Annotated in this window: 9 protein-coding genes; 6 read left to right on the plus strand and 3 right to left on the minus strand. The window is 73.9% G+C overall.

From position 1 onward, the window contains the following. Window positions 1–23: 23 nt before the first annotated feature. The 3 genes from OG764_RS21725 to OG764_RS21735 all read left to right on the plus strand — a co-directional run bounded on the left by OG764_RS21725 (window position 24) and on the right by OG764_RS21735 (window position 4,440). Entirely contained in the window at window positions 24–1,001 is a 978-nt protein-coding gene (locus OG764_RS21725; RefSeq protein ID WP_328970085.1) for an SMI1/KNR4 family protein, read from the plus strand. A 7-nt stretch (window positions 1,002–1,008) separates the two neighbouring features. Next, on the plus strand, window positions 1,009–3,366 hold the full coding sequence (locus OG764_RS21730; protein ID WP_328970086.1) for an SUKH-4 family immunity protein: 2,358 nt from the start codon (window positions 1,009–1,011) through the stop codon (window positions 3,364–3,366). 195 nt (window positions 3,367–3,561) lie between these two features. After that, window positions 3,562–4,440: a cellulose-binding protein gene (locus OG764_RS21735; RefSeq protein WP_328970087.1), complete on the plus strand. Its 879-nt coding sequence runs from the start codon at window positions 3,562–3,564 to the stop codon at window positions 4,438–4,440. Between the two features lie 461 nt (window positions 4,441–4,901). Here the strand turns inward: OG764_RS21735 and OG764_RS21740 are convergent, their stop codons facing one another. Further along, window positions 4,902–5,798 (minus strand): alpha/beta fold hydrolase, encoded by an 897-nt coding sequence (locus tag OG764_RS21740; protein ID WP_328970088.1) that lies wholly within the window; start codon window positions 5,796–5,798, stop codon window positions 4,902–4,904. A gap of 81 nt (window positions 5,799–5,879) precedes the next feature. Here OG764_RS21740 and OG764_RS21745 point away from each other — a divergent pair, with 81 nt between their 5' ends. Further along, complete coding sequence (locus tag OG764_RS21745; protein ID WP_328970089.1) at window positions 5,880–6,482, plus strand: CGNR zinc finger domain-containing protein; 603 nt, start codon at window positions 5,880–5,882, stop codon at window positions 6,480–6,482. A 63-nt stretch (window positions 6,483–6,545) separates the two neighbouring features. On the opposite strand, the gene OG764_RS21750 is transcribed toward OG764_RS21745, so the two are convergent. Next, window positions 6,546–7,520: a hypothetical protein gene (locus OG764_RS21750; RefSeq protein WP_328970090.1), complete on the minus strand. Its 975-nt coding sequence runs from the start codon at window positions 7,518–7,520 to the stop codon at window positions 6,546–6,548. A gap of 131 nt (window positions 7,521–7,651) precedes the next feature. Then, window positions 7,652–9,130, minus strand: coding sequence for an MFS transporter (locus tag OG764_RS21755; protein WP_328973111.1), 1,479 nt, complete (start codon window positions 9,128–9,130; stop codon window positions 7,652–7,654). A 505-nt stretch (window positions 9,131–9,635) separates the two neighbouring features. Between OG764_RS21755 and OG764_RS21760 the strand changes: the two genes are divergently transcribed. Next, window positions 9,636–10,424: an ABC transporter ATP-binding protein gene (locus OG764_RS21760; protein WP_328970091.1), complete on the plus strand. Its 789-nt coding sequence runs from the start codon at window positions 9,636–9,638 to the stop codon at window positions 10,422–10,424. Beyond that, window positions 10,421–12,997, plus strand: a complete 2,577-nt coding sequence (locus OG764_RS21765; RefSeq protein ID WP_328970092.1) for an ABC transporter permease — start codon at window positions 10,421–10,423, stop codon at window positions 12,995–12,997. Before OG764_RS21760 ends, OG764_RS21765 begins: the two co-directional genes overlap by 4 nt. Window positions 12,998–13,305 lie beyond the last annotated feature (308 nt).

Raw genomic sequence — 13,305 nt, forward strand, 5'->3', positions numbered from 1 at the left:
AGATCCAGCAGGGGGCTACCGCCATGACGACAGGTCGGCTCGGGCAGCAGGCCGCGCCACCCAACGCCGCGTACGCCGGGCAGGTCGTGCAGTTTCCCGACCCGGTCCGTGCCACCCGGCATCCCCGTGGCGTCCGGATGGACGCGAACGGCCATCCGGACTTCTCTCCGTACGCACGTGCGGCCGTGGAGATCGCCGAGCCGCCCGAGGGTTTCGGCGTCGACGAGCTGCGGCTGACGGACTACGTGTCCGCGAACGCCGCGCTGCACGCCTCGGGGCACGAACTCTGGGACACGGTCGCGCCGGTGGCGACTCCGCACGGCTGGACCTGGCACCACGCCTCGGGTTCGCGCCGGCTGGAGCTCGTACCGGTCGAGGTGAAGGCGCTGCTGCGGCACCACGCGGGACTGGTGACGACACCGGTCGACCACGCCAAGCGGGGCACCCGGCCGCTCCAGGAGCGGCGCCCGGCGCACTTCGGGCTGCCCAAGACGGTGGTCTCCGTGACGGAGCAGCAGCTCCAGGGCGTGGAGGAGGACCTGGGCTACCGGCTGCCGGAGGCGTACCGGTCCTTCCTCAAGGCGGCGGGCGGCTGCGCGCCGTCGGGCGCGGCGCTCGACGCGGAGCTGGGACTGCTGGTCGACCAGCCGTTCCTGACGGTCCGCGACGAGGCCGCGGTCAACGACCTGGTGTACGTCAACAAGTGTCTGCGGGACCACCTGACGAAGGACTACCTGTGCGTGGCCTTCGTGCAGGGCGGACTGCTCGCGGTGAAGGTGCGCGGGGAGTCGGCCGGCTCGGTGTGGTTCTGCCCGTACGACGATGCTCGGGACCAGGACGGCTGGACGGTGCAGGAGCGGGTGGAGCGTCTGCTGCTGCCCTGTGGCGAGGACTTCGACGCCTTCCTGGAGCGGCTGGCGGGCAACCCGCCCGAGCTGGACACGGTGGCGGGCCTGATGGTGGACGGCGGCTTCGCGCGCGTCGTCCCGGTGGAGGGGTGACGTCCCGGTGGTGACGTTCGCGCAGGCGCAGGAGCGCGCCGAGGAATGGGTCAACGGGGACGTTCCCGCGTACCAGCACCGTGAGGTGCGGGTCCGGGAGTTCGGCCTCGGGTTCGTGGTGTGGGCGGAGGACCGTGCCAACGGGCCGGTGTCCGGCGGCGGGCGGCAGCGCCTGGTGATCGCCCGCGACAGCGGTGAGGTCACGCTGTGGCCCGGGCTGCCGGTGGGCGAGGTCATCCGCCGGTACGAGGAGGAGTACGGGGCGGAGCCGGTGACCGGCGGCGACTCGTCGGTGCCGCCGCCGCGGATCGACTCGGACCAGACGTCGTTCATGCTGAGCCCGCCGGAGTGGCTGCAGGAGGCCGCGGACCGGGCGGGCATCCCGGACCACCGGCCGGCCGCGGCGCCGGAGCCGGTTCCACCGGTTCCGTCCGCCTCCCCCGCTGCGGCCCCGGCGTACGAGCCGACCGCGTCGGAGGGCGTCCCGTCGGGCCACACTCCGTGGGCCGGTACGGACACCAACCCGGAGGCCGGGTCCGACGAGGGCTCGGTGCCGCTGCCCGCGACGGTGTTCGCGCCGCCGCTGTCCGGTGTGGACATCGAGGACACGCCGGGCTCCGGTGTGGCCCCCGAGGCGAAGACCACGCTGATGGCGGGCGGCAGCCGGCTGCCGAAGACCGCGATCTCCCCGGCGCTCTCCGGGCTGGGACCCGCGGACATCGCCGACGACACGACGAGCCGGGCCGAGGTCCGGGGCCCGGCCGCGCCGGCCGGCGGCGACGCCCACCACGCGGCGACGATGCTGGCCGGTCCGTCGGTCACGGGCGGCCCGTCGGCGCCCGGCGGTCCGGGTGCGGGCGTGCCCGCGCCGCCCGGTCCGCCCGCGCCTCCCGGCCCTCCCGGCCCTCCCGGTCCGCCCGGGATCCCCGGGGCCGGAGCGCCGCCCGCGCCGCCCGCGCCGCCCGCGCCTCCCGGTCCGCCCGGTGCTCCTGGTGCGCCCGGGGCTCCCGGTGGTGACGCGCACTACGCGGCGACGATGCTGGCCGGGCCGTCCGTACCGGCGCCGCCCGGTCCGCCCGGTGCCCCCGGTGCGCCGACGCCGCCCGGTCCGCCGGCGCCGCCCGGTGCCCCCGGGGCTCCCGGTGGTGACGCGCACCACGCGGCGACGATGCTCGCCGGGCCGTCCGTACCGGCGCCGCCCGGTCCGCCCGGGGCGCCCGTACCGCCGGGTCCGCCCGGGGCTCCCGGCGGTGACGCGCACCATGCGGCGACGATGCTGGCCGGCCCGCCGGTGACGGGCGGCCCGCCCGCGCCGCCCGGTCCGCCCGGTGCGCCGCAGTCCGTGCCGCAGGCCGGTCCCGGCGCGGGGCAGCCGCAGGCGCCAGGGGTGCCGACGGTCGGCCCCGGCTACCAGGCCGTGCTGCGCTACCGCGCGCCCGACGGCTCCGAGCAGCAGCTCATCCGCCGCTCGGCGCCCGGCACGCCGCACCCCGAGTGGCAGATCCTGCACGAGCTGCGCGCGATGAACGTGCCGCCGCAGCAGGTGCTGGAGCTGCACACCGAGCTGGAGTCGTGCGAACTGCCCGGCGGCTACTGCGCGCGGATGATCCGCGAGACGTGGCCGCAGGTGCGGATCACGAGCGTGGCCCCGTACGGCACCGACCACGCGGGCCGCCAGCAGGGGATGCGTCACCTGCTGACCCATCAGGGCGAGCTGCACCAGGTGGCGGACGGTCCGGCGCGTCCGGCGCCGGTCCGCGCCCCGCTGCCGCAGGTGCCGCTCCAGCCGGCGATCCCGATGGAGGGGATCGCGCAGGAGCTGGCGGGCGCCTTCGGCCCGCAGGGCGTGTTCCGCTACGACCAGCGGGCGGTGTCCCGGCAGGGCGTGCCGGAGATCGTCGCGCAGACGCTCGTCTGGGCGGGTCTGCCGGTGGACTTCGGGCCGTTCTTCTGGGCGCAGGCGGTGCCCGGCCAGCCGGTGCCGACGCTCGCGGAGCTGGCGGCGCAGCGCGGGGTGGCGGCTGCCTCGGACGCGGGTTCGTACCTGGTGGTCGGCAGCGACTTCGGCAAGGCGCTGTGCGTCCAGTACGGGACGGCGCACATAGTGGCGGTGCCGGTGGAGGCCGGTCCCGGCGGTGCTCCGGTGCCGCCGCAGTTCGTGAACTCGAGCCTGCCGCAGTTCGCGCGTTCGCTGGCGATGCTGGGCCACATGTGGCGGCTGCGCATGCATCTGACCCCGGAGCAGGCGGGCCGCTGGACCGTCGATTTCCAGGCGAATCTGGCCGGTCTGGATCCGGCCGCGCTGGCGTCGCCGGAGAACTGGTGGTCGGTACTGCTGGAGCAGATGTGGGACGGCCTGCTGTAAGGACGTCTTACGGGCCGCCCGCCGGGCGGGTCTGAACGAGTGAGCGGACGGCCGGTGCCGGGACCGAACAGGTCCTCGCGCCGGCCGTTTCGCGTGTCCGGATTCCGGCTTCTGGCGGCAAATGGCGCATCCTTGAGCGGAAGCCGCGTTTGAGACGCGTGTCCGAGAGAGGGGCTCCCCAGGATGAGTGCAGCCGTGTCACCTCAGGGTTTCGTGACCGTTCGCGGGCGCGGCTACCGGCCGCAAGAGGTGGACCGCCGGGTCGCCGCGCTGTCCGCGAGCCGTGACGAGGCCTGGGAGCGGGCCGCCCGGCTGACGGTCCTGGCCAAGCGGATGGAGGCGGAGGCGGCCGGGCTGCGCGAGGCGGTGGCGCAGCTGGCCCCGCAGACCTACGACCTGCTGAGCGAGCGGGCCCGGCGGATCCTTGGGCTGGCGCAGGAGGAGGCGGAGGAGCTCGCCTTCGAGGCGCGCGGCGACGCGGCGGCCGCGCTGTCCGCGGCCCGGGCCCGTGCGGAGCGCGCGGCGGAACTGGCGCGCGAGGACGCGACGGCGGTGCGGGAGCAGACCGAGGTGCGCTCCCGGCAGGCGCTGTTGCGGGCGCAGGGCGAGGCCGACGCGCTGCGGCTGGCGGCGCGGCAGGACGCCGAGGAGTGGCGCGGGCAGGCGCTGGCGGCCCTGCGGGAGATGGGCCACCGCACGGACGCGCTGCTCGCGGAGCAGGAGCAGGAGCACGTCGAGCGGTGGGACGGCGCGGAACGGGAGTACGCGGCGCGGGCGGCCGGACTGGACGCGCGCCACGCGGAGATGGAGACGTCCGCGCAGAGCCGGCTGGCGGCGGCGAAGCGGGCGTACGCGCTGGCGGAGGAGGCGGCGCGGCACGGCCAGGAGGACGCGGAGGCGCGGGGCGCGGAGCTGATCGCGCAGGCGCGGGTGGAGGAGGAGCGGATCGTCCGGGAGACGGACCGGGTGCTGCGCGAGCACGCGGAGGAGCAGGAGGAGATGCGGGCGCACATGAATCACGTGCGCTCCAGCCTCGCGGCTCTGACGGGCCGAGCCGCCCCGGCGGAGGGCTGACCCCCCGGCCCCGCCGGACTGCCCGAGGGGCCAACTCCAGCCTCGCCGGCGTTTGAGGCGCGGGGTTTGGGGCGGAGCCCCAAGAGCAACCCGGCTCCGCCGGGCACCGGGCTCCACCCGGACCCGCGCCTCAAGCGCCGGCGAGGCTGGAGGTTGCCTCAGCGCCCGCCTCAAGCGCCGGCGAGGCTGGAGGTTGCCTCGGCGCGCACCTCAAGCGCCGGCGAGGCTGGAGGTTGCCTCGGCGCGCACCTCAAGCGCCGGCGAGGCTGGAGGTTGCCTCAGCGCCCGCCTCAAGCGCCGGCGAGGCTGGAGGTTGCCTCAGCGCCCGCCTCAAGCGCCGGCGAGGCTGGAGGTTGCCTCAGCGCCCACCTCGGACGCCGGCGAGGCTGGGAATCGCGCCCCAGGGCACTGGCGAGGCCGCGGTGGCCTCCTCCCAGGTCCGCTCGGGGCGGCGGCGGGTTTCAGTGGCCGGTTCGGCGGAGGAAGTCGGCGATCAGGGGGGCGATTTCGGGGAGGTGTTCCTCCAGGGCGAAGTGGCCGGTGGGGAAGAGGTGCAGGGCCGCGTCGGGGAGGTCGCGGAGATAGGCGCGGGCACCCGGCGGGGTGAAGAAGGGGTCGCCCTCGCCCCACAGGATCAGGGCCGGCGGCCTATGGGCGCGCAGCCAGGACTGCCAGGCGGGGTAGCGCTCGACGTTGGACCGGTAGTCGAGGGCGAGGTCGATCTGGGCGGACTTGCGGCCGGGCAGGTCGAGGAAGTGCTGGTCGAGGGTCCAGCTGTCGGGGTCGACGAGCTCGGTCCGGCCGGTGCCGGTCTCGTACTGGAAGCGGGTGCCGGCGGTGGTGAGGAAGCCGGCGATGGCGTCGATGTCGTCGGGGTTCTCGCGGTCGCGGGCGACGAGTTCGCGGGCGGCGTCGGAGAGCCCTTCGTCGTAGGCGTTCGCGTTCTGGACGATCAGGCCGGTGATCCGCTCGGGGTGGCGTTCGGCGAGCCGGAAGCCGACGGGCCCGCCGAAGTCGAAGACGTAGAGCGCGAACCGGGTGAGGCCGAGGGCCTCGGTGAAGCCTTCGACCACGTCGGCGAGCCGCTCGAAGCCGTACGTGAAGGTGTCCGGGGCCTGGGTGTGGCCGAAGCCGGGGTAGTCGGGGGCGATCAGGCGGAACTCGCCGCCGAGGGCGTCCATGAGCCGGCGGAACTGGTGGGAGGCGCTGGGGAAACCGTGCAGCAGGAGGAGGACGGGGGCGTCGGCCGGGCCGGTCTCGCGGTAGAAGACGCGGACCCCGTCGACGTCGACATGGCGGTGGGTGATGCGGGGGACGGACGGCGCGGTGGGTTCGGTGTGGGCGGCGTTCACATGCATCACATGCCTCCTGGTCGCTGGTAGGCATTAGTCTGCGCAGAGATCCTTTAATGGGTCAAGAGGTCGATGTAGCATTAGGGCATGGAGTTTCCCCTGCTGGGCGAGCCGCTGGCCCTGGACCTCGTGAACACCCGGCCGCTCGGGGTGGACCTGCTGGCCACTCCCGAGTCCCTCGACGACTGGCTGCGCGCGCAGGCGGACCGGCTGCCGCCGCTGCCGACGCCGGGTACCGGTCCCCGTCGCGATGCCGGCCGTGGTGCCGGTTCCGGCGCGGAAGCCGCTTCCGGCGCCGCCGAGTTGGCCGCCGTACACGCCGTACGGGAGGCCGCCGCGCAGGCTCTCGGCGCGGGCCGGCTGGGGGAGCGGCCGCCCGCGGAGGCGCTGCGGGTGCTGAACGGGGCCCTGGCCGGTGCGCCGGCACGGCGGGAGCTGCGCTGGGACGACGCGGGCCCGGTGGCGGCGGAGCTGCGGGAGGGCTCGCGGGCCGACCGGCTCGCCGCGGTGCTCGCGGAGTCCGTCGCCGAGCTGCTGCTCGATCCCCGGCTGGGTCAGGTGCGGGCCTGCGAAGGCGCCGACTGCGTACTGCTGTTCCTGCCGGCCCATCCGCGGCGCCGCTGGTGCGTGGCCTCGGCGTGCGGCAACCGGGCCCGCGTCGCCCGCTACTACCAGCGGCACAAGGGCTGAGCGCCCCGCCGGACGGTCACGGCACCGGACGCCGCGCCCCGGCGAACTTTCCCGGCCGCAGCGCTAGGCGGTACGCGGCTGCTCCGGTACGGCCGGGGCGGGGTGGGCGGCCGGGTCCGGGGCGGTGGTGTCCGCCGGGGACGGGTCCGGGGACAGGGACAGGGACAGTTCGGCGGCCGGGGCCGGGTCGGTGGCGGGGGCCTGGTTCTCGTCCTGCGGGAAGGTGATCTCGGCGGTGTTGCTCTCGACCAGGGTGGCCGTGATCACGGTCACGGCGGCGGTGACGGGCCCGGCCGAGGTGTCGGGCTTCTCGAAGGCGACGGTGACCGAGGTGTCGCCGGTCCGGGCGCCGGTCAGCTCGTGACCGTCGAGGAGGACGGCGGGTTCGGCCCGGCCGGGCCGGAATCCGGCGCCGGTGACGACGAGTTCGCCGTTCTCGTACCGTACGCCGGTGATGACGGGGATCGGGCCGCTGACCACCTTGTTGGTGAGGTAGGCCAGGGCCGGACCGCCGGTCAGGAGGGCGATCTCCTCGGGCAGGGCGGGCAGACCGCGGCTGACGTCGAGGGTGAAGGGGATGACCACGTAGGCGAGGGCGACGCCGTTGAACAGGACGTACTGGAAGTCGGCGAGGTCGGTGCGGCCGGCGTCGTTGTCGACGAGCTCGCGCAGGCTGGCGCCGCCGGTGTTGCGGGGCTTGACCAGCCGGCCCGCTTCGACCCGGCTGCCGACGATGCCCTTCGCGCCGAACATGGCGAGGTACGGGCCGCCGAGAAGCAGCAGGTAGAGCGGCGCGAGCGGGTCCAGCGGGCCGTGCTCGCCCTTGAAGTACGACAGTCCCTCGCCGGTGGCCAGGGCGTAGCCGAGCAGGGTCAGCAGCATCCAGGCCAGCACCAGCGACCAGGCCAGGGCGAAGGTGCGGGAGGTGGAGTACCGGCCGTCCTTGCCGAGCATCGGCCGCTTCCAGGCCAGCAGCGCCGCCGCGGCGGCCGCGCCCACCGCCACGGACGTGCCGGTCACCCATGTCTCGACGCTCAACTTCGCTCCCGCCCCCGCCTGCTGATCTCCGTTCACCGGTTTACCGCGCGTCCGGGGACATGACAAGGGTGATCTGTCAGGGCCGGGTCCCTCCCTCGCGGGGAGCATGGATCCCTCCCGCCGGTGCGGTACTACGAACGCGCGGATTCCGTTTGTTCTTCGCGGAGTTCGGGCAGTACCGGGAACCGGCGCGGCGCCAGGAGGAGCAGGACGAGCAGGGCGGCCACCGCGGCGGCGGCCGCCCCCGTGTAGACGTGGTCGACGGCGGCGACCACCGCGGCCCTCAGGTGCGCGGCGGCCGCCTCCGTCAGCCCGCCGGGCTCGGCGAGCGCCCGGGACACCCCGTCGAGGTGGTCGGGCAGGCCGGATACGGGCTCCCCCGCGAGCCGGGCGGCGATGGTGGCGTTGGCGACTGCCCCGAACACGGCCGCGCCCACGCTCTGGCCGACCTGCCGGCAGAACAGCACGGACGCGGTGGTGGTGCCGCGCTCGGACCAGCCGACGGTGGACTGGACGCCGATGATCAGCGGCAGCTGGAAGAGCCCGAGCGAGGCGCCGAGCGCCAGCGACAGCAGGGCCGGCTGCCAGGGCGCGGCGGGGTGCGGGAGGAGGGGGAAGGCGGCCAGGCACAGGGTGGCGAGGGTGATGCCGAGGACGGCGGTGTCGCGGAACCCGATCCGCCGGTAGACGTGCTGGCTGAGCGCGGCGGTGATCGGCCAGCTCAGGGTCATCGCGGACATGACGAAGCCGGCGCCGACCGGGTCGAGGCCCAGGGCGGACTGCGCGTACGTGGGCAGGAAGACGATCGGCGCGATCATCAGCAACCCGAGGGCGGCCATGGCCAGGTTGACGGCCGCGATCGTCCGCCGGCGCCACACCCAGCCCGGCAGGATGGGGTCCGCGGCCCGGCGCTCGATGACGCCCACGGCTCCCGCGAGCAGGGCGCTGCCGCCCAGCAGGGCCGCGGTGGGCCAGGACCACCAGGGCCAGGCCACCCCGCCCTGGACCAGCGCGAACAGCAGCAGGCCGCCGCAGGCGAAGACGCCGGCCGCGCCCGCCCAGTCGATGGGCGGGCGCGGGCCGGGGGCGCGGGCCGTCTCGGTCAGGTGGCGGACGGTCAGGGCCATGGCCAGACCGGCGACCGGCAGGTTCAGCAGGAAGATCCAGCGCCAGTCGGCGTACGCGGCGAGCAGGCCGCCCAGGGCGGGGCCGGCGATCGAGAACGTGGCCCACACCGTGGACAGCCGGGCCTGTATGCGGGGGCGTTCGCGCAGCGGGTACAGGTCGGCGGCCAGGGTCTGCACGGTGCCCTGGATCGCGCCGCCGCCCAGACCCTGCAGGATCCGGAAGGCGATGAGCGAGCCCATGTCCCAGGCGACCGCGCACAGCAGCGAGCCGAGCAGGAAGAGGGCCGAGCCGAAGAGCAGGACGGGTTTGCGGCCGAAGGTGTCGGAGAGCTTTCCGTACACCGGCAGGCTGACGGTGACGGCGAGCAGGTAGCCGGAGAAGAGCCACGAGAAGACCGAGAAGCCGCCCAGGTCGCCGACGATCTGCGGGACGGCGGTGGCGACGGCGGTGCCGTCGAGGGCGACCAGCGCCATGCCGAGCATCAGGGCCCAGACCACCGCCCGTCCCGGACCCGCGGGCCGCGCGCCGCCGTCGTGGGCCCTGCCCGCGCGGGTGCCCGTACGGCCGCCCGCGCCGTCCTCCGTACGGTCGCCCGGAGTCCCGTCGGCACTGCCGCCCGTGCTGCCCGCCGCGTTCGCGCCGATGCCCACCGAGATCCTTTCACCGTGCACGTAGTTGCCCGGAACACCTTCTCACCGCGGGGGCGGGGCCGGGTATCCCTCAGGCCGGATCATTCGAACGGTGGAGAACCCCTAGGGGTAACTCCGCATTGAGGACCGGGGGCCGGTCGTCCCGGGGGAGGACGTGCGGGCGGCCCGAACGTCCTTAACTGGTTCCTACGAGGCGGGGGGTGGGGCTAACCCCCGTACGAAGAGGCCCCTGGGCCCCAGCGCGCAGGGGGGCCGCCTCGGCAGAGACTTCGAACACGCTCAGGCAGACGCGCTCGGGCGGAACACGCAGGACGCCAGGACGACGAGGAGAAGAACCGTGACTACGGCTGTGACCATTCCCCGGCACGGGGGTACGGGAGGGCGGACGGCCGTCGCGGCGCGGGCGCGCCAGGTCGTGAAGGCGTACGGCTCCGGCGAGACCCGCGTCGTCGCCCTCGACCACGTGGACGTGGACATCGCCCGCGGCCAGTTCACCGCGATCATGGGGCCGTCGGGCTCCGGCAAGTCCACCCTGATGCACTGCCTGGCCGGCCTCGACACGGTCACCTCCGGGCAGATCCACCTCGACGAGACCGAGATCACCGGCCTCAAGGACAAGAAGCTCACCCAGCTGCGCCGCGACCGGATCGGCTTCATCTTCCAGGCGTTCAACCTGCTGCCGACGCTCAACGCCCTGGAGAACATCACGCTCCCCATGGACATCGCGGGCCGGAAGCCGGACCGCGCGTGGCTGGACCGGGTCGTGGAGACCGTCGGCCTCGCGGGCCGCCTCAAGCACCGGCCCACCCAGCTCTCCGGCGGCCAGCAGCAGCGCGTCGCGGTGGCCCGGGCGCTGGCCGCCCGCCCCGAGATCATCTTCGGCGACGAGCCCACCGGAAACCTCGACTCGCGGGCCGGCGCCGAGGTCCTCGGCTTCCTGCGCCGCTCGGTCGACGAGCTCGGCCAGACCATCGTCATGGTCACGCACGACCCGGTCGCCGCCTCCTACGCGGACCGGGTGCTGTACCTCGCCGACGGCAAGATCGTCGACGAGATGTACAACCCGACGGCCGACCAGGTCCTCGACCGCATGAAGGACTTCGACGCGCGCGGGCGGACGTCATGACCGTCCTCAAGACCTCGATGCGCAACGTCCTCGCGCACAAGGGGCGGATGGCGCTCTCCGCCGTCGCCGTCATGCTGTCCGTCGCCTTCGTCTGCGGCACCCTCGTGTTCACCGACACCATGAACACGACCTTCGACAAGCTCTTCGCGGTCAGCTCCGCCGACGTCACGGTCAGCCCCAAGGCGGCCGGCGACGGGGACGACAACCCGGCCCGCGGCAAGCCCGAGGCGCTGCCCGGCTCGCTCGTCGGCCAGGTCGCCAAGGCCAAGGGCGTCAAGTCCACCGAGGGCGTGGTCTTCTCCTCGTCCGTCACCGTGGTCAACGCCGAGAACGAGAACATGGGCTCCACCACCGGCGCCCCGACCCTCGCCGGCAACTGGACCGAGAACGACCTCAAGTCGATGAAGATCACCTCCGGCCACGCCCCGCGCGGCCCCACCGAGGTCATGGTCGACGCCGACACCGCCGACAAGCACCACCTGAAGCTCGGGGACGAGCTGCGCACGATCACCGTCACCGGCGACGTCCGCGCGAAGATCTCCGGCATCACCGCCTTCACGGTCACCAACCCCGGTGCGGCCGTCGTCTACTTCGACACCGCGACCGCACAGCGCGCCCTGCTCGGCGCCCCCGGCTCGTTCACCCACGTCAACGTGGTCTCCGAGGACGGCGTCAGCGACGAGCAGCTCAAGAAGAACGTCGCCGCCGAACTCGGCGCCGGCAGCTACAAGCTCCAGACCGCCGCGGAGTCCGCCGACGCCAACCGCAAGGACGTCGGATCCTTCCTCGACGTCATGAAGTACGTGATGCTCGGCTTCGCCGGCATCGCCTTCCTCGTCGGCATCTTCCTCATCTTCAACACCTTCTCCATGCTGGTCGCCCAGCGCACCCGCGAGATCGGCCTGATGCGCGCCATCGGCGCCGGCCGCGAGCAGATCAACCGCTCCGTGCTCACCGAGGCGCTGCTGCTCGGCGTCTTCGGCTCGCTGCTCGGCGTCGGGGCGGGCGTGGGCCTGGCCATCGGCCTGATGAAGCTCATGGGCCAGATGGGCATGAACCTGTCCACGGACGACCTCACCATCCTGTGGACCACCCCGGTCATCGGCATGTTCCTCGGCGTCGTCGTCACCGTCGTCGCCGCCTACATACCGGCCCGCCGGGCCGGCAAGGTCTCCCCGATGGCCGCGCTGCGCGACTCCGGCAGCCCCATGGACCGCAAGGCCGGCACCATCCGCGCCGTCCTCGGACTGGTCCTCACCGGCGCCGGCACGGGCGCCCTCTACCTGGCCGCGACCGCGGACGCGGCGAGCACCGGCTCGCTGTACCTCGGCCTCGGCGTGGTCCTCACCCTCATCGGCTTCATCGTGATCGGCCCGCTCCTCGCGGGCGCCGTGGTCAAGGTGCTGTCCGGTGTGGTGCTGCGCCCCTTCGGCTCCGTCGGACGGCTCGCCGAGCGCAACGCGCTGCGCAACCCGCGCCGTACGGGTGCCACCGGCGCCGCGCTGATGATCGGACTGGCGCTGGTCGCCTGCCTGTCGGTGGTCGGGTCCTCGATGGTGGCCTCCGCCACCGACGAGCTCGACCGCTCGGTCGGCGCCGACTTCATCCTCCAGTCGCAGACCGGCCAGCCCGTCGTGCCGCAGGCCGAGCAGGCCATGAAGAAGGTCCCCGGCCTGGCCCACGTCACCGCCTACCGCGGCGCCGAGGCCAAGGTCACCGGCCCCGACGGCAAGACCGTGCAGGAGGAACTCAGCGTCACCGACCCGACGTACGCAGAGGACGTGCGGCGCACGATGATCGCGGGCGACCGGGCGGCGACGTACGCGAAGGGCGCCGTCGGCATCGGCTCGCTCTACGCCGACGAGCACAAGGTCAAGGTCGGCGACGAGCTGACGGTCGCCTTCGCCGGCGGCAAGACGGCCCGGCTGAAGGTCGCCTCCATCGCCTCCGACGAGGGCAACCTCGACAAGGGCGTCATGTACGTGAGCACCGAGACCGCCCGGCAGTACCTGCCGGCCGACCGGGTGGCACGGCCGTTCATGCTGCTGGCCAAGGCGGAGGACGGCAAGGCCGACGCCGCGTACGCAGGGCTGAAGAAGGCCCTGGACGCCTATCCGCAGTACCAGGTGCTCAACCAGGCCGACTACAAGGAGAACCTGAAGGACCAGGTCGGCACCCTGCTCAACATGGTCTACGGGCTGCTCGCGCTCGCCATCATCGTCGCGGTGCTCGGGGTCGTGAACACCCTCGCCCTGTCGGTGGTGGAGCGGACCCGCGAGATCGGCCTGATGCGCGCCATCGGCCTCTCCCGCCGCCAGCTGCGCCGCATGATCCGGCTGGAGTCGGTGGTCATCGCCCTCTTCGGAGCGCTGCTCGGCCTCGGCCTCGGCATGGGCTGGGGAGCCACCGCGCAGAAGCTGCTCGCGCTGGAGGGGCTGACCGTGCTGGAGATCCCCTGGCCGACCATCCTCACCGTGTTCGTGGGCTCGGCCTTCGTGGGCCTGTTCGCCGCGCTGGTGCCCGCCTTCCGGGCGGGTCGGATGAACGTACTGAACGCGATCGCCACCGATTAGCGCTCCCGCGCCGACGGGGGTGACGCGGGGACAAAACCGGGGCCCGGCTGCCACCCAGCAGCCGGGCCCCGCCGCGTCCCCGGGCAGAGCCCGCTCCAGCCTCGCCGGTGCCCTGGGGCGCAACACCCCAGCCTTGTCGGTGCCCTGGCGGGCAATTCCCAGCCTCGCCGGCGTTTGAGGCGGGCCTGGGCGAAGCGGGCCACAGCCTCGCCAATGCCCGGGGGCAACACCCCAGCCTCGCCGGTTCCCTGGGGGGCAATTCCCAGCCTCGCCGGCGTTTGAGGCGCGGGGTTTGGGGCGGAGCCCCA

Source organism: Streptomyces sp. NBC_00239 (assembly GCF_036194065.1).
Classification (GTDB): Bacteria; Actinomycetota; Actinomycetes; order Streptomycetales; family Streptomycetaceae; genus Streptomyces.

What these genes read in the sequence shown, in the direction of transcription:
- OG764_RS21725 (WP_328970085.1), top strand. Translation starts at nt 24, where the DNA reads ATGACGACAGGTCGGCTCGGGCAGCAGGCCGCGCCACCCAACGCCGCG.
- OG764_RS21740 (WP_328970088.1), bottom strand. Translation starts at nt 5,798, where the DNA reads ATGCATGTGAACGCCGCCCACACCGAACCCACCGCGCCGTCCGTCCCC.
- OG764_RS21745 (WP_328970089.1), top strand. Translation starts at nt 5,880, where the DNA reads ATGGAGTTTCCCCTGCTGGGCGAGCCGCTGGCCCTGGACCTCGTGAAC.
- OG764_RS21755 (WP_328973111.1), bottom strand. Translation starts at nt 9,130, where the DNA reads ATGCTCGGCATGGCGCTGGTCGCCCTCGACGGCACCGCCGTCGCCACC.
- OG764_RS21765 (WP_328970092.1), top strand. Translation starts at nt 10,421, where the DNA reads ATGACCGTCCTCAAGACCTCGATGCGCAACGTCCTCGCGCACAAGGGG.